This window comes from Kitasatospora sp. NPDC058032 (assembly GCF_042885845.1).
Taxonomy (GTDB): Bacteria; Actinomycetota; Actinomycetes; order Streptomycetales; family Streptomycetaceae; genus Kitasatospora.
On record NZ_JBHVRK010000013.1, the window covers coordinates 68467 to 88480 of the forward strand.

The window sequence follows — 20014 nt, forward strand, 5'->3', positions numbered from 1 at the left end:
ATGGCACCGAGATCACGACACCGTGACACCCTCGGAGGAGTCAGCACCATGAGCAGCACGCACTACGACGTCGTCGTCCTCGGCGCCGGCCCCGGCGGCTACACCGCGGCCGTCCGCTCCGCGCAGCTCGGCCTGAAGGTCGCCGTCGTCGAGTCGAAGTACTGGGGCGGGGTCTGCCTGAACGTGGGCTGCATCCCCTCCAAGGCCCTGCTGCGCAACGCGGAGCTCGCGCACATCGTGACCAAGGAGGCCAAGACCTTCGGCATCAAGGTCGAGGGCCAGGTGACCTTCGACTACAGCGAGGCGTTCAAGCGCAGCCGCACCGTCGCCGACGGCCGCGTCAAGGGCGTCCACTACCTGATGAAGAAGAACGACATCACCGAGTACGACGGCCGCGGCACCTTCGTCGACGACTACACCCTGCAGGTCGCCCTCAACGGTGGCGGCTTCGAGGTCGTCACCTTCGACCACTGCGTCATCGCCGCCGGTGCCACCACCCGGCTGCTGCCCGGCACCAGCCTGAGCGAGCGCGTGGTCACCTACGAGGAGCAGATCCTCACCGAGCAGCTGCCCGGCAGCATCATCATCGCCGGCGCCGGCGCGATCGGCGTGGAGTTCGCCTACGTGCTGCACAACTACGGCGTGCAGGTCACCATCGTCGAGTTCCTCGACCGGATGGTGCCGCTGGAGGACGCCGAGGTCTCCGCCGAGCTCGCCAAGCAGTACCGCAAGCTGGGCATCCAGGTGCTCACCTCGACCCGGGTCGACTCGATCGACGACAAGGACCCGGCCGCCAAGGTCAAGGTCACCGTCACCGCCAAGGACGGGCAGCAGCAGGTGCTGGAGGCCGACAAGGTGCTCCAGGCGATCGGCTTCGCCCCGCGGGTGCACGGCTACGGCCTGGAGAACACCGGGGTCAAGCTGACCGAGCGCGGCGCCATCGCGGTCGACGGCCGCGGCCGCACCAACGTCCCGCACATCTTCGCCATCGGCGACGTCACCGCCAAGCTGATGCTGGCGCACGCCGCGGAGGCGATGGCCGTGATCGCCGCCGAGACGATCGGCGACGCGGAGACCATGGAGGTGGACTTCGCGATGATCCCGCGCGCCACCTACTGCCAGCCGCAGATCGCCAGCTTCGGCTACACCGAGGCGCAGGCCCGCGACCTGGGCTACGACGTCAAGGTCGCCAAGTTCCCGTTCACCGCCAACGGCAAGGCGCACGGCCTCGGCCACCCGACCGGCTTCGTCAAGGTCATCTGTGACAACACCCACGGCGAGCTGCTCGGCGCCCACCTGATCGGGCCCGAGGTCACCGAGCTGCTGCCGGAGCTGACGCTGGCCCAGCAGTGGGACCTCACCGTGCACGAGGTCGCCCGCAACGTGCACGCGCACCCGACCCTGGGTGAGGCGGTCAAGGAGGCGATCCACGGACTGGCCGGTCACATGATCAACATGTGATCGCACCTTTCCGGTGCCGGGCCCGTCCGGCGGGGGGACCGCCCTCCGCCGGACGGGCCCTTCCCGTTGAGCGGGGGCACGGGGTGCGGGGCGTGGGGCCGGAGCCACGGGCGGTCGCCGTCAAAGTGCCGTCAACGCGGGGCGGATCCGCGTAGCCGGGGCGTCAAGAGCCGGTGCGCCAGGCCGTTCGCGGGGATGGACTGGAACCGTGGGCGGGGCCGACCGGGGCCGCCGCCGCGACCGGAAGGACGTCCGCGCCATGACCGAGTACCGACCGCTCTCCGAGGACCCGCGCGACCACCGCCCGTACGAGGCCGCGGAGGCGGCCGTCGAAGGGGCCGGGGAGGAGTCCGCGCCGGAGGAGCGCCGCACGGCCCCCGCGCACTGCCGCTACGCCATGGACTACCGGGACTGACGGTTCGCCGGCCCGTCGGCCGCCGGGTCGGCGAACCGCCGACCGGGCCCTCGATCTCCTTCAACTACCGCTGCCTGTAAGGAGTTTATTGCTCATCGTCGCCTGGGTACGGGTGCCTGACCCGTCCGGGGGCAGGCCCCGGAACACCGGGACGAGGGGGGAACGCCTACATGCGCACACATCGAATGCGCCGGATCGGCGCCAGAGGGACGGCCCTGCTGGCCGCCGTCCTCCTGGTGCTGCTCGGCCTCCCGCAGGGCGCCGGGGCCGTGCCGGTCCGCGGCTACACCGGCTGGTCGATCCTCATGTGCAAGGTCTCCGACAACGCCTCCGAGCCGCACACCGCCGGCTGGCTGCGGAACTTCTTCACCGACTCCGGCGCGGGCACCGGCGGCATGTACGACTACTTCAACAGCATCTCGGCCGGCGCCGTGCAGATCCGCAACTCCAACGCCGCCGGCTGGTACACCATGCCGTACACCCTCGCGCAGGAGCAGGGCCGCGACCGGGGCACCCGCTTCCAGGACTGCGTCGCCGCCGCGCGCGCCGGCGGGTACACCGTTCCGGCCGGGCACCGCACGATCGTCGTCACCAACGTCGGCATCGACTGGTGGGGGAGCACCAACGCGATCTACCTGGACGGCACCGGCCTCTCCTCGGTCTCCGTCGCCCACGAGATGCTGCACGGATACGGGCTCGGGCACTCCTACTCCAACGACACCGGCTACCGCAACGCCCCGTGGTCGCAGCCGGGCGAGTACGACGACCCGTGGGACGAGATGAGCGCGGCCAACGTCTACAGCCCGGGCGTCGGCAGCACCTACGGCAACGCCCGGCCGGTCGGCCTGGCCGCCTACCACCTCGACAAGCTCGGCTGGGTGGACCACAGCCGGGTGGCGGTCGCCCCGGCCGGCTGGAGCAGCTACACCCTCACCTCCTTCCAGAGCGACGACGGCTCCCACCCGCAGCTGCTGCGGGTGCCGATCGGAACGGACCCGTTCCACTACTACACCGTGGAGTTCACCCGGAAGCTCGGCTACTCCGCGGGCATCCCCGACGACGTCGTGCTGATCCACGAGATCGTCAACGGCACGCCCTACCTCCAGCGGACCCTGGACGGCGGCGCCCGGCTGCCCGTCAGCTCGCTCAACGCCAACGGCGACTCGATCTCGACCTCGATCAGCGGCGGCACCGCCGGTGTCACCGTCTACTCGGCCACCTCGATGGCGGCCTACGGTCCCAACACCTGTGCCGCCGGCTACGTCTGGCGGGACGGCGACAACCGTGACTACACCTGCGTGACCCCGGCGAACCGGAACCAGACCGCCGCCGACAACGCGGTCCGCGCCAGCCGCTGGGTCTCCGGCCCCTACGGGCCGCACACCTGCGTCAACGGCTACGTCTGGCGCGAGGCCTGGCCCGGCGACGACGTCTGCGTGACCCCCGCCCTCCGCTCCCAGGCCGCGGCCGACAACGCCGCCGCGCCCTCCCGCGTCCTGCGCCCCTGACCGTCGGCGGGTGACCGCACCCACCCACCCACCCGTCCGTCCCGGCCCGTTCCGCGCGGGCCGGGACGGACGGGGAGGGAACGTGCGGACCACGGCCGCGGGCGGGTGCGGGTGCGGCAGGATGGCCGGGTGACCGACACCATCCTCAATCTCTGGCGCCGCCACCCCGACGCCGTGCCCGCCGACGTCTGGGACCGCACCGACCTCACGGTGCTCATCCTCGCGGAGACCGGCATCACCGAAGTCCCGGCCGCCATCGGCCGGTTGCGGCGGCTGCGCACCCTCGACCTCGGCCACAACCGGATCGCCGCACTCCCCGAGGAGATCGGCGGCCTCACCGGCCTCACCGACTTCCTCTACCTGCACGACAACGCGCTCACCGCGCTCCCGGCGGCCCTCGGCGGGCTCACCGCGCTGCGCTACCTCAACATCGGCGAGAACCGGATCGCCGAACTGCCCGACGCCCTCGGCGCGATGGCCGGCCTGGTGGAACTCCGCGCCCAGCACAACGCGCTCACCGCGCTGCCCGGATCGCTCGGCGGCCTGCACGCGCTGCGCGAGCTCTGGCTGCGCGGCAACACGCTGACCGCCCTGCCGGACTCCTTCGCCGGCCTCGCCGAGCTGCGCGAGCTCGAACTGCGGGAGAACGCGTTCCCGGAGGTGCCCGCGGTGCTGGCCGGGCTGCCGCGGCTGCGCCGGCTCGACCTGCGGGGCAACCGGATCACCGGGCTGCCGGACTGGCTGGCGGACCCGGCGGCGCTGCCCGCGCTGGAGAAGCTCGACCTGCGCTGGAACGCGGTCGAGCCGGCCCCCGCACTGCTGTCGGCGCTGGCGGCGCGCGGCTGCGTGGTGCTGCACTGAGCCCGCGCGGGCGGGTCCGTCCGGGGAAACCGCTCGCCCGGCGGGCGTTCGGGTGCTAGCGTCGATGTCATGAAGCGCGCCGCAGCCGTCCTCACGACGACGCCGGAGAGAGTCCCGGCGCGCTGACTGCTGACCTAGTCCGAAGCCCCGGGGCGAGTGCCCCGGGGCTTCGCCGTACCGGTCCACTCGCCCGCCGAGCCGAGTGGAGACCACCACCATGAGCAGCAACCCCGTCGCACCCCCGGCGGCCCCCGTCGCCGACCACCGCCGGCTGGGCCGGGAACTCGAACTCTTCGACACCGACCCGCTGATCGGCTCCGGCCTCCCGTACTGGCTGCCCGACGGCGCCGCGATCCGGCACGCCCTGGAAGAGTTCATCCGCGACCGCGAACGGCGCGCCGGCTACCGCCACGTCTACTCGCCCGTCCTCGGCAAGCGCGAGCTGTACGAGATCTCCGGCCACTGGCAGCACTACCGCGACGACATGTTCCCGCCGATGGAGCTGGGCACCGAGCAGGTCGTGCTGCGCCCCAGCCTCTGCCCCCACCACGCCCTGATCTACCGCTCACGCGCCCGCAGCCACCGTGAGCTGCCGCTGCGGATCGCCGAGCTGGGCGGCATGTACCGCTCCGAACCGTCCGGCGTGCTCGGCGGGCTGACCCGGGTGCGGGCCATCCAGCTGAACGACGCGCACGTCTTCTGCACCCCCGAGCAGGCCGCCGACGAGGCGGTCGGCGCCCTGGAGCTGATCGGCGAGGCGCACCGGGCCCTCGGCATCCGGCCGGTCCGCCACCGGCTCTCGCTGCCGGGCGAGGGCGGCAAGTACGTGGCCGACCCGGCGCTCTGGGAGCGGGCCACCGCGCTGCTCACCGAGGTGCTGCGGCGCTCCGGGGTGCCGTTCGAGGCGGCGGAGGGCGAGGCGGCCTTCTACGGACCGAAGATCGACGTCCAGATCGCCGACGCCGCCGGGCGCGAGTCCACCCTCTCCACCGTGCAGATCGACTTCCACCAGCCGGAGCGGTTCGGCCTGCGCTACACCGGGCCGGACGGCAACAAGCACCGGCCGGTGATGGTCCACCGCAGCGTCATCGGCAGCGTCGAGCGGGTGGTCGCCCATCTGATCGAGCTGTACCGGGGGGCCTTCCCGGCATGGCTGGCGCCGACCCAGCTGGTGCTGCTGCCGCTGTCCGAGGGCGAGCGGGAGCGGGCCGAGCGGGTGCGCGGGCGCTGTCTGGACCTCGGGCTGCGGGTCGAGGTCGCCGGACCGGAGCGGGGCAGTCTCGGCGCCCGGATCCGGGAGGCGCGGCTGGTGCCCTACCAGGCGGTCATCGGCCCCCGGGAGGCGGCGGACGACCTGCTCGCGCTGCGCCTGCGCGACGGCCGCCGGCCCGACCCGCTGCCGGCGGCCGCGGCGCTGGCCCGGATCCGCGCCCAGGTGGACGCCTGTTCCGCGGAGCTGTGGGACGAGGCGTAGGGCCGGGCGTCCTCCGGACGTTCAGGGCGACGGCAACGGGCGGCGGGCGCCGGCGAATTCGCGGGACCAGCGGGGGACGTCGAACACGCCCTCCAGCCGGGCCACCAGGGTGCCGGTGTGCTCGGCGTGGATCATCGCGCCGTCCCCGGTCCACAGGCCCACGTGGTGCAGCGGCGCGTCGGGCCGGGAGAAGAACAGCAGGTCGCCGGGGAGCAGCGCGGACCGCTCCACCGGGGCGGAGCGGTGGAACTGGGCCACGGTGTAGTGCGCCAGCTCGACGGCGCCGCCGCTGGCCCGGTACCAGCAGTACAGCGACAGGCCGCTGCAGTCGTAGCCGACCGTGCTCTCGCCGAGGCACTGGCCGTCGAGGTAGCCGTTCTCCTCGTCGCAGAAGCCGATGCTCGCGCCCAGCCGGTCCCCGCCGCCCCAGGCGTAGGGCACCCCGATCTGCGCGGCGGCCACGGCGGCCACCCGGTGGCCGAGCGCGAGGTCCCCGCCCTCGTCGCCGGGGCGGGCGACGGCGGGCCCGGTGCCCAGGGCGGGGGCGAGGCCGGCCCCCAGGGCGAGTCCCAGCATCCGGCGGCGGCCCCAGACCCCGGTGAGGTGCGGAAACGGCATGTGGACCCCTCGGTCGTCGACGAACCGGGCGAGCCGGGCGAGCCACCAGGATCCCGGCCGGAGCGGGCGGCCCGCCATCACCCGCACCGGTGAATTCGCCGGCCGTCGGCCCCGATCCGCCCGGGGCGACGCCCGGAAATCGGTTGACGCTCCGGCGCGAGGATCCAACGATGGGGCGCGGCAGGGCCGAACGTCCGTCCGGGAGGGACCCATGAGCAAGTCCGTCAGGCTGATCCGCAACCACCGCCTCACCCAGGCGGTCGACTACGCCTACGCGGCGGCCGTCGACGCGCCGGTCCGCTCGCTCTGGCTGGCCGGCGCCTGTCCGCTGGATGCCGAGGGGCGCACCGTGGCGGTCGGCGACTACGTCGGCCAGGCCCACCAGGTGATGCGGAACCTGCTGACCGTCCTGGAGGACGAGGGCGCGGCGCTCACCGATCTGGTGCGGACCACGGTGTACGTCGCCTCCTCCCGGCAGGCGGACCTGGGCGCCGTCTGGGAGGTCTACCGCGAGTACCTCGGCGAGCACGACGTGCCGAGCACCCTGCTCGGTGTCTCCGTGCTCGGGTACCACGACCAGCTCGTCGAGGTCGAGGCGGTCGCCGTGCTGGGCTGACCGCCGGGGTCCGGAGCGCCCGGAGCGCGCGGGCAGGGGGCTGCCGGAGCACCGGGTGCCGGGTCGGGGCCGACCGCTCGGTCGGTATCCTCTGACACCGCGTGCCCGGGGCCGCGCCGGGGAGCGCCCCGGGCCGGTTCGGTGCCCCGGGTAAGATACGGGCTGTTTGGTTTGTTGCGGTGCGTGTGGGCGGGGGTGGTCGTGGTGGCGCGACAGGAGCGGGCGTTGCGGACGCGGCGGCTGATTCTGGAGGCCGCGGCCTCGGTGTTCGACGAGTGCGGATACGAGCGCGCGACCATCGGCGAGGTGGTCGCCCGGGCCGGTGTGACCCGGGGTGCCGTCTACTTCCACTTCGCGTCCAAGCGCGAGCTGGCGCAGGGGGTCATCGAGGGGCAGTTCGAGGCCGAGGCCGTGCCGGAGCGCTCGTGCAGGCTGCAGGAGTTCGTGGACACCGGGATGGTGGTCACCCATCTGGTGCCCATCGACCCGCTGGTCAGCGCCGGTGTGCGGCTCTCGGTGGACCAGGGCGCGGAGGGCCATCTGGGGTTCGACGCCGCGCCGGGGTGGATCGCCAGGCTGGAGCGGTTGCTGGTGACGGCGGGCGAGCGTGGCGAGCTGCTGCCGCACGTGGTGCCGGCCGACACGGCGGGGCTGATGACGGCCTCCTGGGTGGGCGTGCAGCTCCAGTCGCAGCGCTTCACCGGCCGGGCCGACCTCGCCGATCGGGTCGCCACGCTGTACCGGCACCTGATGCCGAGCATCGCCGTCCCCGGGGTGCTGGCCTGCCTCGACCTGGCCCCGGACCGGGGCGCGCGGGTGTACGCCGAGATGGTCGCCGCGCGCGGCGGCGCCGAGGCGGAGGGTGCAGTCACCCGCGAGGCCGGCGAGGCCGGCAAAGTCGTCGAATGATACCGCTTGTCCGGTTTCCCTGCCCGCCGGCCCGTCCGGCGGCGGCTGCGGAGCGTAGCCACGGCCGGACGGGCCGACGGTCCGTCAGCGGATCCTGGACGGCGTGGAGCTGACGGCCCGTCGGCCGCAGAGCGTCAGCGCGGCGCGGGTCGATCGATCGCGCGCAGGGCGTCCAGGACGTCCAGGCCGAGGTCCGGCGCCGCGTCCTCCGGGAGGCTGACCGAGACCCGGGTGGCCAGGCCCGCGTACCGGCGGTGGATCTCCCGCGCGGCCTCCTCGACCGTGCCCGTGACGGCGAAGGTGTCGAGGACCCGGTCGTCGATCAGCGCGGCCATCTCGGGCCAGCGGCCGCGCAGCGACAGCCGGTGCAACTCCTCGTGCAGCTCCTCCCAGCCGTGCTGGGCCAGCACCGGACGGTAGGCGGGCGTGGAGGCGTAGAAGGCGAGCCGCTCGCGGGTGGCCGCCAGGTTGGCGCGCAGCTCCTCCTCGGTGCGCCCGGTCGCGGTGAGCACGCTGCCGACGACCTCGAAGGGCCGCCCGGTCCAGGCCGCGCCCTCGGCCTCGGCCCGTTCGCGCTCCTCGGCGAGCGCCGGCAGCACCTGTCGGGTCAGGTAGTCGACGGAGGTGAACGGGTGGCTGAGGAAGCCGTCCGCCACCGCGCCCGCGGTGCGCACCATCAGCGGACCGACGCCGGCCAGCAGGATCCGCGGCACCCCGGCCGGGACCGGATCGGGGGAGAAGACCGGCGTCATCACCGTGTGGGTGTAGAAGTCGCCCCGGAAGCGCAGCCGTTCGCCGGTCTGCCAGCTGTGCCAGATCGCCCGCACCGCGTGCACGTACTCGCGCATCCGTGCGGCGGGCCGGTCCCAGGGCATCCCGAAGCGCTTCTCGATGTGCGGCTTGACCTGCGAGCCGAGCCCGATGACGGCCCGTCCGCCGGAGGCCGCGTGCAGGCCCCAGGCCTGGTAGGCGAGGGTCATCGGGGTCCTGGCGAGGGCCACCGCGACTCCGGTGGCCAGCTCGATCGAGCTGGTGCGGTCGGCGGCGCGGGCCAGTTGGAGGAACGGGTCGTAGGCGGTCTCGGAGACCACCAGCCGGTCCGCGCCCCGCCGTTCGGCCTGCTCGGCGGCGTCCAGGATGCCGGCCGGATGGGCGGGGGCGAGCGCGTCGAGGAGGAGGGCGGGGGCCTGCGGGCGGTCCATCTGTCGGGCTCCTGGTGGGGCGGTCGGGTCCGGCGGGGCGGCGGTGTCCGGAAGCGTCAGGGAGTGTCAGGGGCGGGGCCAGGGCCGCCCGTCGAGCCGTTCGATGCCCGTGTTGAAGCGCCGCAGGAACCCGGCGAAGGCCTCGACGTCCTCGTCGGGCCAGTCCTCCATCACCAGGCCGAGGGCGTGGGCGTGCGCCGCGCGGTCCTCGTCGAGCCGCCGCTCGCCCTCCTCGGTCATGCGGAACTTGCGCGCCAGCCCGCCCTCCGGGTCGGGGATCCGTTCGACCAGCCCGGCCCGGGTCATCGCGGCGGTCTGCCGGTTGAGGGTCGAGGCGTCGAGTCCGAAGGCGTCGCTGAGCTCGCCGATCGACATCGGGCCCTGCATCCGGATCCGGCTCAGCAGGATGTAGGCGCTGCGGTCGAGGCCGCTGCCGTGCGGCCGGACGCCGACCGGGCTGAGGTAGTGGTGCCGGCTGAGCACCATGTACTCGAACGCCACCTCGTCCGTGGGTCCGCTCATGACGTCGTCCTTCCCGCCCCTGGCGTCGGTGCCCTGACCTGCGATGTTTGCGCACAGTATGGCAGGTGTGCGCCCATCGGAGTCGTTATGCATCATGCATATCATGTGTAGGATGCATATCCGTCGACCGTCGTACGGAACCGAGGAGCCCCCGCCCATGGCCGCCCCACAGACCACCGCCCCCGACCGGACCGGGAGGATCGTCGCCACGCTCGCCCTCACCGGTACGGTGGCCGCGATCATGCAGACCCTGGTCACCCCGCTGATCGGCGAGCTGCCGAAGATCCTGGACACCTCCGCGTCCAACGCCTCCTGGGTGATCACCGCGACCCTGCTGTCGGCCGCCGTCTTCGTGCCGATCAGCGGCCGGCTCGGCGACCTGCTCGGCAAGCGGCGGATGCTGCTGGCCTGCTGCGCCCCGCTCCTGGTCGGCTCGGTGATCTGCGCGCTGACCTCCTCCGTCCTGCCGATGATCGTCGGACGCGGACTGCAGGGCATGGGCATGGGCGTGGTCCCGCTCGGCATCAGCCTGCTGCGCGAGGTGCTCCCGCCCGAGCGGCTCGGCTCGGCGATCGCCCTGGTCAGCGCCTCGATGGGAATCGGCGGCGGCCTCGGCCTGCCGATCTCGGCGGCGGTCGCCCAGTACGCCAGCTGGCGCGCGCTGTTCTGGGGCGCGGCCGTGCTCACCGTCGCGATCGCCGCGATGATCCGCTTCCTGGTGCCCGCCCCCGCCACCCCGCCGGCCGGCGGCCGCTTCGACGGCCTCGGCGCGCTCGGCCTGGGCGCGGGCCTGGTCTGCCTGCTGCTGCCGGTCTCCAAGGGCGGCGACTGGGGCTGGACCGACGGCACGACGCTCGGCCTGTTCGCCGCCGCCGTGGTGCTGCTGCTCGGCTGGGGCGTCTGGGAGCTGCGGATCGCCGAGCCGCTGGTCGATCTGCGGGTGACCGCCCGCCCGCGCGTGCTGCTGACCAACGCCGCGTCCGTCCTGGTCGGCTTCGGGATGTACGCGCAGGCGCTGATCATCCCGCAGCTGCTCCAGCTGCCCGAGGCCACCGGCTACGGCCTGGGCCAGTCCATGCTGGCCATGGGCCTGTGGATGGCCCCCTCCGGCCTGATGATGATGGTCGTCTCGCCGCTCGGCGCCAAGCTCTCGACGGCGCGCGGCCCGAAGTTCACCCTGGTCGTCGGCGCCCTGGCGATCGCCGCCGGGTACGGGCTGTCGATGCTGCTGATCGGCTCCACCTGGGGCGTGCTGGTCGTGACCCTGGTCTGCAACGCCGGTGTGGGCCTCGCCTACGGGGCGATGCCGGCGCTGATCATGAGTGCCGTGCCGATGTCCGAGACCGCCTCGGCGAACAGCTTCAACACCCTGATGCGCTCGCTCGGCACCTCGCTCTCCGCCGCCGTGGTCGGCGTGGTGCTCGCCCAGCTGACCACCACCATGGGCGGCCATGTGCTGCCCTCCGAGACCGGCTTCCGGGTCGGCCTGCTGATCGGCTGCGGGGTGGCGCTGGTCGCCGCGGCGGTGGCCGCCACCATCCCGCTCTCGCCCGGCCAGGGCGCCCCGAAGGCCGCCCCCGGCGCCCCCGAGCGCACCGCGGTGCGTGACGCCGCCTCCGCCTGACGGGCGGAGGACGCCGGGGCCGGCCGCACCGGCGGCCCCGGCACGGCACCCGCCGCCGGTCGTCCGTCGCCCGTGGGGAAAGGGTGGTGCGCGCGTGGGTGACGGGGCGGGACGGGCGGCGTAGAGTCGGTCGACCTGCGCCGGACGAGTCCAGGAGCCCTCACCATGACCTCGCCCTCCCCGTCTCCCAGCATCAGCACCGGTGACACCTCGGTGCCGCTGCTGGAGCACACCATCGGTGCCGCGCTCGACCGCGCCGTCGCCGCCTTCCCCGACCGGGAGGCGCTGGTGGACGTGCCGAGCGGCCGGCGGTGGACGTACCGGGAACTGGCGGCGGAGGTGGACCGGGTCGCGCTCGGGCTGCTCGGCCTCGGGGTGCGGACCGGCGACCGGGTCGGGATCTGGGCGCCGAACTGCCCGGAGTGGGTGTTCACCCAGTACGCCACCGCGCGGATCGGTGCGATCCTGGTGACCGTCAACCCCGGCTACCGCGCCCACGAGGTCGAGTACGTGCTGCGGCAGTCGGGGATCCGCACGGTCGTGGCGGTGCCCGCCTTCAAGACCTCCGACTACGCGGCGATGCTCGCCGAGGCCGGCCCGCGCTGCCCCGGACTGCGCGACGTGCTGCTGATCGGCTCCGCCGGCTGGGACGAGCTGCTGGCGGCGGGGGAGCGCGGCGACCGCGACCGGCCGGCCGGGATCGGGGCCGGGCTGAGCCCGGACGACCCGATCAACATCCAGTACACCTCCGGGACCACGGGCTTCCCCAAGGGCGCCACGCTCTCGCACCGCAACATCCTCAACAACGGGTACTTCGTCGGTGAGCTCTGCGACTACACCGAGGCGGACCGGATCTGCGTGCCCGTGCCCTTCTACCACTGCTTCGGCATGGTGATGGGAAACCTGGCGGCGCTCTCCCACGGGGCCTGCGTGGTGATCCCCGCCCAGGCCTTCGAGCCCGTCGCCACCCTGCGCGCGGTGGCCGCCGAGCGCTGCACCTCGCTCTACGGCGTGCCGACCATGTTCATCGCCGAGCTCAACGACCCGGGCTTCGCGGAGCACGACCTGTCCAGCCTGCGCACCGGGATCATGGCCGGCTCGCCCTGCCCGATCGAGGTGATGAAGCAGGTCGTCGACCGGATGGGCATGCGGGACGTCGCCATCTGCTACGGCATGACCGAGACCTCGCCGGTCTCCACCCAGACCCGCGCCGAGGACCCGCTGGAGCGGCGGGTCTCCACCGTCGGGCGGGTCGGCCCGCACCTGGAGGTCAAGGTGGCCGACCCGGAGAGCGGCGAGACCGTCCCGCGCGGCACGCCCGGCGAACTGCGCACCCGGGGCTACTCGGTGATGCTCGGCTACTGGGACCAGCCCGACCGCACCGCCGAGGCGGTCGACGCCGAGGGCTGGATGCACACCGGCGACCTCGCGGTGATGGACGAGGAGGGCTTCCTCACCATCACCGGCCGGCTCAAGGACATGGTGATCCGCGGCGGCGAGAACATCTACCCGCGCGAGATCGAGGAGTTCCTGTACACCCACCCGGACGTCCAGGACGTCCAGGTCATCGGGGTGCCCGACGCCAAGTACGGCGAGGAGCTGATGGCCTGGGTCCGGCTGCGCCCCGGCGCGCCCGAGCTGACCGCCGAGGCGCTGCGCGCGTACTGCGCGGGGCGGATCGCCCACTACAAGGTGCCGCGCTACGTGCACCTGGTGGACGAGTTCCCGATGACGGTCACCGGGAAGATCCGCAAGGTGGAGATGCGCGAGCGGGCCGTCGGCCTGCTGGGTCTGGACGGCGGCGCGGACGGCGTCGAGCACGCCTGAGCCGTCCGGCCCGGCCCGGGGCGGGGGACCCCGGGCCGGGCCGGGCCGTCAGAGCGCGGCGACCTCGGCCCGCAGGGCGGGCAGGGTGGCGTACATCGTGCCGCCGGGGCAGTCGGTGGCCAGCCAGTCGCGGTGGCCGCTGATCAGGTCGACCGGCTTGGTGACGCCGTTGACCGGGTTGACGAAGGTGACGTGCGCCTGCGGGTCGAGCCCGTGGGTGCGGGTCAGCAGGGCGAGCAGCAGGGTGAGCGAGTGGCGGGCCGCGGCGGTGGGCTCCTGGCCGGTCAGGGTGCCGAGCAGGGCGATGCCGAGGTTGCCGGAGTTGAAGCCGGAGGTGTGGAAGGCCGTCACCACGTTGCCGTTGGTGTCGTGCGCCGGGAGGCCGTCGTCGCCGGACCAGCGGCCCTCGTAGATCCGGCCGGCCTCGTCGATCAGGAAGTGGTAGCCGATGTCGCCCCAGTCCTGGGTGACGGCGTGGTACTCGTATATCGCCCGCACGGTGGCGGCCGGGTCGGCGTCCGCGTTCGGGGTGTCGGTGTGGTGCACCGTCAGGGTCTGCAGAGGGTAGTACTTGGCCGGGGAGTTCTCGACGCCGTTCTTGAAGCGCTTGGACTCGTCGGCGCCCCAGGCGGCGCGGCTGAGGTACTGGACGCCGCAGAGGGTGACCGGTGCGGTCGGGGAGAGCGTGGTGGTGCGGGCCGGCCCCTGGGTGGTGTCCAGGGCGGTGGAGCGCGCGTCGGTGGCGCCGTCGGGCAGCCGCAGGTCGTAGCCGACCGCGCCGCCGGCGGGGACCAGCACGGCCGCGCGCCGGGAGGCGTCGGCGCCCGCCGAGCCGGCCGGCAGGTCGGGGCCGCCCGCGCAGCCGGCGGTGAGCGGCTGCCAGGCGCCGGGGCCGGTGCCCTCGTGGTGGAGCCGGATCGAGCCGCCGCGCCGGGGGCCGTCCCAGCTGACGCCGACGTAGTGGATCGGGAAGTCGGTGCGTGCGGCGGTGGCCGCGCGACCGGCCGCCGAGCGGGCCCGGGTGGCCGGCACGGTGACGGTGCGGGCGGGCGTTCCGGCCGGCGCCGGGGCAGCCGGGGCAGCCGGAGCGGTGGCCGGGGCGCCCGGCGCGGCGGCGTGTGCGGCCGGGGCGGTGGCGAGCGCGGCGGCGGTGGCGCCGATGGCGGTCACCAGGGTGCGGCGGCTGACGGCGGAGCTGGGCTCGGTCATCGGGATCCTGTCTCGGTGCGTGCGGGGAGCGCGGTCCGACTGCTCGGAAGTCGATCTTGAATGTACCCACAGTCCGGTTTCCGGTGGCAGCTTCGGAGGATTCGTCTGCCCGAACGGGCACCCGCCCCCCGTTTCACCCTCCCGGGGGAACTTCCCGCCCCGCCGCCCGCGTCGGGTTGCGAATGCGTCCGGCCCCCCACCTTCGTGTGCCAACGTGTGTGCCGCCCGGCCGTCCCACGCGACGGCCGGCGCAGACTGCTGACCAACCATCAAGGAGTACCTGAGATGTCGGTTCGTGGAAAGCTCCGCAAGTTCGCCGTGGTCGCCACCGTCGTGGCCGCCGCCGCCGTGATCGCGCCGACCGCCGCGGTGGCGCACGGCGGGGGCGAGCAGCCCTCCTACTCGGCGGGCCTCGAGGCCGGCAACGCCGCGGTGGGCCTCGTCGGCCCGCGTCTCAGCTGGCTGGCGGCCTTCGAGAGCAGCAACGGCTGATCCTTTCGCCCCGCGCCCCGGAGCCGTCGGCTCCGGGGCGTTCGCGTGCCCGCACCCCGGCCGGCCCCGAACGGGCCGGCCGGGGGCGCGCGGGATCAGCTCACGGTGATGCCGACGACCGCGTACTGCGCGACCGTCAGCGGCACGCTCAGCACCGCCCCGGTCACCGTGAACGGCACCGGCCGCGGCGCCGGATCGGTCCCGTCCGGGGTGGCCACCGTGACCGCCGCGACGGTGCGCCCGGCCGGGACGGCGTACGTCAGGGTGCAGGACGCCGGCGTGGTGCGGAACGCCGCCGGGGTGTCCCCGAAGTTGCTGAAGTTCACCAGGTGGACGACGGTCTCCGCACCCAGCCGGCGCGCCTCAAGGTGGATCCGCCGGTCGCCGGAGAGGCCAAGCGAGGGCGGCGCGGCCTCCCGGACCGGGGCCAGCAGCCGGTCACCCGCGGCCTGGTCGGCGGTGCGCAGATAGGCGAGCCCCGGCAGCTCGCCGCCGAGGTACCAGCAGACGCCCGCGCCGAAGGCGGTGCGCCGGCCCGCCGGCAGCGGATCGGCCCGGCGCAGCCCCAGCACGTCGGCCAGCGCGTACTCGGCGCGGGCCGTGCCGTACTCGTCGAGGCCCGTCGGCGCGGGCCCGGTGAGCACGATCGTGCCGCCGCCCGCGACGTACCCGCGCAGCACCGCGGCCTCCGCGTCGGAGACCGCCTGGAGGTTCGGCAGCAGCACCACCTTGAACCGCGCCAGGTCCTCGGCCGCGAGCCCCGGGCTGGTCACCGTGTCGAACGGGATGTGCGCGTACACCAGGGCCTTGACGGTGCCGCGGAAGTCGCCCAGCCACGGCATCGTGGTGCAGCTCATCGCCGCGTCGTCGCCGCCCCACCAGTCGAGGATCCCGGCGGGCGCCGTCGCGTTGGCGTACATGCCGTTGCCCTCGCCCGGGCCGACGTAGTCGCGCGAGGCGCTGGAGTGGTAGACGCCGACCTCGGCCGCCGAGGCGGCGTCGTAGAGCCGCCGCTCGTTGGCCTTGACGAAGCCGAACATCCGGGTGCGCATCGCCGCGTCGGTGGTGTCGTTCTTGTACGGCGTCTTCACCTCGTACGGGTTGCAGCCGGCCGCGATCAGCTCCGACATCACCAGCGAGGCGTCGTCGGCCTTCCAGCCGTAGGAGAAGGCCCAGGCCGGTTTGCTGCCGCTGGCCGCCCGCGCGTACTTGTACATCGAGATCAGGCAGGTCCAGTCGGTCGCGGTGGCGTGCCGCATGCCGTCCTCGTTGGCGAGGATGTCGACCTCCCAGACCTGGCTGACGTTGCCCGCCGCCTGTCGCAGGTAGGCGCCGTCCAGGCCGATCGAGGTGGCGTAGCGGTAGTCCATCGAGACGGTCTCGACGAAGGTGACCAGGTCGGGGTTGACGCTGCGCCCGGCGGCGGCGATGTCGAGCTGGAACTGGAGCAGGTTGCGGTGGCGCCACTCGACGTAGCGGCGGAAGACCGGGTCGTTGTCGTTCGCGGCCTTGGGCAGGGCGGGCAGTCCGGTGTCCGCGGTGAACGCGGCGGCGCCCCAGGTGGAGGCGTCGCACCAGGTGAGCACCCCGTCGAAGTAGATCGGCACGTCCGGCCAGATCCCGTCCACGCCGGTGCCGGCGAGCTGCTTGATCCGCTTCAGGTAGTAGTCCCGCCAGGGGGAGTTGGGGCTCACCCAGCAGCTCTCGTCGCCAGGGTCGACCCAGACCACCACGCTGCCGTAGAAGACGTTGGGCTTGCCGTCGAGGGAGCGCTGGACCCAGTTGCGGCCCTGGTCGTTCTTGTAGAACGAGCGGCCCTTCTCGCCGCCGGGCGAGATGACCTCCAGGGACGGGTAGTACATGACGACCTTCAGACCGGCCGCGTGCGCCTTGCCGGCGAAGGTCTTGACCAGCGCGGCGTGGGCGGTGAACTCGGCGTCGGTGTGCCAGTCGGACAGCACGGTGTCCAGCTCGATCACGCTGACGTTCTGGGCCTTGAGCGTGTCGATGGTGCCCTGCATGTCGGCGACCTCGTCGAAGGTGCCGTCGGCCAGCCGGGCGAACCGCGCCCAGTCCGGCCACGCGGCGGGGACGGCGGCCGGTGCCGGTGCGTACCCGCCGGCGGGCGGGCGGACGGCGACGGTGGGCGCGGCGCCGGCGGCCGTCGCGGGAAGCAGCCGGACGGCGGCCAGCGCGCCGCCGGTGGCCAGCCCGGCGCGCAGCAGGCGCCGGCGGCCGATCCGGGAGACGGGGAGCGGGTCGCCGGGGGAACTCGGCGACGGGTCGGTGTACTCGGGCATGACAATCCCTTCGGCGTGCTGCGGTGCGTCACCCGGGACGGGCGGCCGAACGCGGTGGCGCGGTGGCGCGGTGCCGGGGCCGCCGCGCGGGCCGCGTCCCGGAGTGACGGAACGTCGGAGCGTCGGAGAGCGAGGAGCAGCGGTGAACGGCGCGGGCAACGGTGAACGTCCGTGAGCAACGGTGAACCACGGTGCCCGGGGCGGCCGTACCGTGACCGATCGCGAGAACGACGGCCGCACCGGGGACGGCTCCGGCGCGAACCCCCACCCGCGCGGCCGTCCCGGGGCCGACCCTACGTCACGATCCCGGCCCGCCGACCGCCCCGAATCGGCCGACTGTGACCGAGGTTTCCCCCGGGGCGGCAGCCGGGGCGGCCACGCCGCTCAGCGCTGCGGCGGGGCGGGAGGCGCGCCGTGGCTCCCGCCGCCGCCCACCTGCCAGGTCCGACCGTCCGCCGTGGCGCCGCGCAGGCCGTCCAGGGTGCCCGGACCGGCGAGCGCGAGCGCGAGGGCGCTGCCGGTCGACGCGAAGCCGACGGTCCGCGCCGGGTCCCAGTCGGTGCTTCGCCGCAGCCGCCGGCTCATGCCCGCCCAGCCGCGCGGCCCGGCGGCCACCACCCAGGCGTCCGGCGCGGGGGCGGTGAACCGGCGGGCCTGGCGCAGCCAGGAGGCGGCCTCCTCGGGCCAGTCGACGACGTCGAGCACGCTCCCGCCGCAGGCCCGCCGGCGCTCGGCGAAGGCGCGGGCGAACGCGCGGGCCGCCGCGACGGAGGCCTCGTCGCGGCCGTGCCCGATCACCACGGAGGCGTCCGGCGCCACCAGTCCCAGGACGGCGTCGAGTTCGGCCGCCGTGTGCGGCTCGGGCCAGGGCGTGGCGAGGCCTGGGGGGAGGGCGTCAGGCGGCATCGTGGAACACCAGGCCGAGCGTGTGCCGCAGTCCCGAGCGCACCGTGCCGACGCCGTGCCGGACGGGGGCCGCCGACCAGCCGCGGGCGGACCGCACGGGGCGGTCCCGGGTGGTGAAGACCAGGCCGTGGCCCTGGGGAAGGGCGACGGAATTGCCGCGCGACTGGGCCCGGGGGCGCTGCTCGACGGTCAGGAACTCGCCGCCGGTGTAGTCGACCCCGGGGGCGTCGAGGCCGATCACCACCTGGAGCGGGAACACCAGGTCGCCGTACAGGTCCCGGTGGAGCGCGTTCCAGTCGCCGGCGCGGTAGCGCAGCAGGATCGGCGTGGGCCTGGTCTGCCCGGCGGCGTGGCACTGCTCCAGCCACTCGGCGAGGCCGTCCGGCCACGGTGCGGGCCGGCCGAGCCTGGCCGCCCAGTCCCGGGCGATCGGCAGCAGTCGCGGGTAGAGCGCCTCCCGCAGGGCGGCGACCGGCGCGGGGAACGGCTCGCGGAAGTACCGGTACTGCCCGGAGCCGAACCGGTGCCGCGCCATGTCGACGGTGCTCCGGAAGCGCTCCACCTCGTCGTAGAGCCCGGCCACCTCGGCGCACTCGGCGGGGTCGAGCAGCGGCGGCGTCAGCGCGCTCCCGTGCTCCTCGACCTCCTCGCCGATCGCCGCCCAGTCGGCCCCGCCGACCCGCTGCGCGGGGGTCCCGCTCCTGGTGTGCACGCTCACGTCCGCTCTCCGGTCACTCGTCCGACCCGTCCCACGCCTCCCACTCTGCGCTCCCGCCCCGGGCCGGGCTGGCGGAAATCGGCCCTCGCGTTCCGCGCCGTCCGGGACGGCGTCCCGCTCGCCGAGGCGCTCCGGATCGTCGGGCACATCGTGGCCACCGGCTCCTGGCCCCCCGACACGCCCGGGGTGGCCGACCGCTGACCGACCGGCCGCCGACCGATCGCCGTCCTGGCAGGATGGCGGGCATGGAACGTGTGCTTGGAATCGGCGGTTACTTCCTGCGTGCCGCCGACCCGGCGGCGCTGAGCGCCTGGTACCGCGACTGCCTCGGCCTGGACGCCGACGACAACGGCCTCTGGCGGCAGGACGCCGGCCCGACGGTGTTCGCCGCTTTCGACTCCGGGACCGACTACTTCGGCTCCCGGGAGCAGCAGACCATGCTCAACTTCCGCGTCCGCGACCTGGACGCGATGCTCGCCCAGCTCCGGGCCAAGGGCGCGGCCGTGGACGAGCGGACGCAGGACCTGGCGGGGATCGGCCGCTTCGGCTGGGTCACCGACCCCGAGGGCCACCGGATCGAGCTCTGGCAGGCCGCCTGACGACTGGTCAGGTTGCCCGCCGAGCGGGACGCGGTGGGTGCCGGGTCAGGCGGTGAGGGGGATGGTGGCCACCGGGGACCAGGAGAGTTGCCAGGCGGTTTCGCCGCCGGGGCGCGGGTGGAGGCGGAAGCGGACGTCGAGCAGGTGGACCTCGCGGACGTGCACGGGGGCGTGGCTGGGGGAGATCCGGCGGAGCGCGGTCTGCAGGGCGTCGGAGGAGGCGTCGGACCAGGCGTAGCCGAGGGAGATGTGGGGGCGGCCGCCGTTGTGCCGCAGGGCGTCGGGGCCGCGGGTGCGGCGGATGGCGTCGCGCACGTGTTCGCGCAGGTCGACCAGGGCGTGGTCGGGGGAGAGGTCCAGGAAGGCCCCGGCCCGGCCGGCGATCGGGGAGCCGGCCATGACCTCGAACGGGCCGGTGCCGGCGAGGTGTTCGCGCAGGGCGGCGACCAGTTCGGCGCGCTCGGTGGTCGTGATCTCCTCGGCGGTGGTGTCGGCGATCATGTCGAGGGTGCAGTGCAGGGTGGTGTCGCCGAGCGGGGTGATCGGGAAGGGGAGCATCGCCGTTCGGCACTCGCCGACCAGGGTCGCCAGTTCGAGGTCGGTCCGCAGGTCGGGGACGGCGTAGACGTGCAGGACGCGGGCGCCGTCGGGCCACGGCGCGCCCTGGTACTTCGGAACGAACTTCTCCACGGTCGTCTCCTCCGTCGCACGGCGGGCGGGGCGGGGCGGGGTGGGTCGGCGTGTCGGCTCCGG

General features: G+C 74.1%; 19 protein-coding genes. 11 read left to right on the plus strand and 8 right to left on the minus strand.

Going from position 1 to position 20014, the window contains the following annotated elements; all coding sequences use genetic code 11:
• Positions 1-48 precede the first annotated feature (48 nt).
• From lpdA to thrS, 5 genes are all read left to right on the plus strand, one after another.
• Positions 49-1461, plus strand: coding sequence for a dihydrolipoyl dehydrogenase (gene lpdA / locus ACFVUH_RS21490; protein WP_387914925.1), 1413 nt, complete (start codon positions 49-51; stop codon positions 1459-1461).
• Positions 1462-1720: 259 nt separating this feature from the next.
• The gene (locus ACFVUH_RS21495) at positions 1721-1876 is read left to right on the plus strand and encodes a hypothetical protein (RefSeq protein ID WP_387914926.1); all 156 of its coding nucleotides are present in this window, start codon (positions 1721-1723) and stop codon (positions 1874-1876) included.
• A gap of 170 nt (positions 1877-2046) precedes the next feature.
• Entirely contained in the window at positions 2047-3384 is a 1338-nt protein-coding gene (locus ACFVUH_RS21500; RefSeq protein ID WP_387914927.1) for a hypothetical protein, read from the plus strand.
• 129 nt (positions 3385-3513) lie between these two features.
• Entirely contained in the window at positions 3514-4245 is a 732-nt protein-coding gene (locus tag ACFVUH_RS21505) for a leucine-rich repeat domain-containing protein (RefSeq protein ID WP_387914928.1), read from the plus strand.
• 217 nt (positions 4246-4462) lie between these two features.
• Positions 4463-5719, plus strand: a complete 1257-nt coding sequence (gene thrS / locus ACFVUH_RS21510) for a threonine--tRNA ligase (RefSeq protein WP_387914929.1) — start codon at positions 4463-4465, stop codon at positions 5717-5719.
• 21 nt (positions 5720-5740) lie between these two features.
• Here thrS and ACFVUH_RS21515 read toward each other — a convergent pair whose 3' ends face one another.
• Entirely contained in the window at positions 5741-6337 is a 597-nt protein-coding gene (locus tag ACFVUH_RS21515; protein WP_387914930.1) for a C40 family peptidase, read from the minus strand.
• 211 nt (positions 6338-6548) lie between these two features.
• Between ACFVUH_RS21515 and ACFVUH_RS21520 the strand changes: the two genes are divergently transcribed.
• Both ACFVUH_RS21520 and ACFVUH_RS21525 read left to right on the plus strand, forming a co-directional pair.
• The gene (locus tag ACFVUH_RS21520) at positions 6549-6953 is read left to right on the plus strand and encodes a RidA family protein (protein WP_355361061.1); all 405 of its coding nucleotides are present in this window, start codon (positions 6549-6551) and stop codon (positions 6951-6953) included.
• A gap of 204 nt (positions 6954-7157) precedes the next feature.
• Positions 7158-7862: a ScbR family autoregulator-binding transcription factor gene (locus tag ACFVUH_RS21525; protein WP_387914931.1), complete on the plus strand. Its 705-nt coding sequence runs from the start codon at positions 7158-7160 to the stop codon at positions 7860-7862.
• 134 nt (positions 7863-7996) lie between these two features.
• Here ACFVUH_RS21525 and ACFVUH_RS21530 read toward each other — a convergent pair whose 3' ends face one another.
• Positions 7997-9064, minus strand: coding sequence for a TIGR03617 family F420-dependent LLM class oxidoreductase (locus tag ACFVUH_RS21530; RefSeq protein WP_387914932.1), 1068 nt, complete (start codon positions 9062-9064; stop codon positions 7997-7999).
• Between the two features lie 66 nt (positions 9065-9130).
• Positions 9131-9586: a MarR family transcriptional regulator gene (locus ACFVUH_RS21535; protein ID WP_355361052.1), complete on the minus strand. Its 456-nt coding sequence runs from the start codon at positions 9584-9586 to the stop codon at positions 9131-9133.
• 157 nt (positions 9587-9743) lie between these two features.
• Between ACFVUH_RS21535 and ACFVUH_RS21540 the strand changes: the two genes are divergently transcribed.
• Both ACFVUH_RS21540 and ACFVUH_RS21545 read left to right on the plus strand, forming a co-directional pair.
• Positions 9744-11210 carry an MFS transporter gene (locus tag ACFVUH_RS21540; RefSeq protein ID WP_387914933.1) on the plus strand — a complete coding sequence of 489 codons (1467 nt, stop codon included), beginning with the start codon at positions 9744-9746 and terminating at the stop codon, positions 11208-11210.
• A 165-nt stretch (positions 11211-11375) separates the two neighbouring features.
• Positions 11376-13037: an AMP-binding protein gene (locus ACFVUH_RS21545; RefSeq protein WP_387914934.1), complete on the plus strand. Its 1662-nt coding sequence runs from the start codon at positions 11376-11378 to the stop codon at positions 13035-13037.
• 48 nt (positions 13038-13085) lie between these two features.
• Here the strand turns inward: ACFVUH_RS21545 and ACFVUH_RS21550 are convergent, their stop codons facing one another.
• Positions 13086-14246 carry an N-acetylmuramoyl-L-alanine amidase gene (locus ACFVUH_RS21550; RefSeq protein WP_387914935.1) on the minus strand — a complete coding sequence of 387 codons (1161 nt, stop codon included), beginning with the start codon at positions 14244-14246 and terminating at the stop codon, positions 13086-13088.
• A gap of 285 nt (positions 14247-14531) precedes the next feature.
• On the opposite strand from ACFVUH_RS21550, the gene ACFVUH_RS21555 reads away from it, so the two are divergent.
• The gene (locus ACFVUH_RS21555) at positions 14532-14738 is read left to right on the plus strand and encodes a hypothetical protein (protein WP_355361040.1); all 207 of its coding nucleotides are present in this window, start codon (positions 14532-14534) and stop codon (positions 14736-14738) included.
• Positions 14739-14833: 95 nt separating this feature from the next.
• On the opposite strand, the gene ACFVUH_RS21560 is transcribed toward ACFVUH_RS21555, so the two are convergent.
• The 3 genes from ACFVUH_RS21560 to ACFVUH_RS21570 all read right to left on the minus strand — a co-directional run bounded on the left by ACFVUH_RS21560 (position 14834) and on the right by ACFVUH_RS21570 (position 18662).
• Entirely contained in the window at positions 14834-17038 is a 2205-nt protein-coding gene (locus tag ACFVUH_RS21560) for a hypothetical protein (protein WP_387914936.1), read from the minus strand.
• Between the two features lie 384 nt (positions 17039-17422).
• Entirely contained in the window at positions 17423-17944 is a 522-nt protein-coding gene (locus ACFVUH_RS21565) for a hypothetical protein (RefSeq protein WP_355361034.1), read from the minus strand.
• Positions 17934-18662, minus strand: a complete 729-nt coding sequence (locus ACFVUH_RS21570) for a 2OG-Fe(II) oxygenase (RefSeq protein WP_387914937.1) — start codon at positions 18660-18662, stop codon at positions 17934-17936. Before ACFVUH_RS21570 ends, ACFVUH_RS21565 begins: the two co-directional genes overlap by 11 nt.
• Positions 18663-18907: 245 nt before the next feature.
• On the opposite strand from ACFVUH_RS21570, the gene ACFVUH_RS21575 reads away from it, so the two are divergent.
• Positions 18908-19261, plus strand: a complete 354-nt coding sequence (locus ACFVUH_RS21575; RefSeq protein WP_387914938.1) for a VOC family protein — start codon at positions 18908-18910, stop codon at positions 19259-19261.
• A gap of 45 nt (positions 19262-19306) precedes the next feature.
• On the opposite strand, the gene ACFVUH_RS21580 is transcribed toward ACFVUH_RS21575, so the two are convergent.
• Entirely contained in the window at positions 19307-19951 is a 645-nt protein-coding gene (locus ACFVUH_RS21580; RefSeq protein WP_387914939.1) for a 2'-5' RNA ligase family protein, read from the minus strand.
• Positions 19952-20014: the final 63 nt, after the last annotated feature.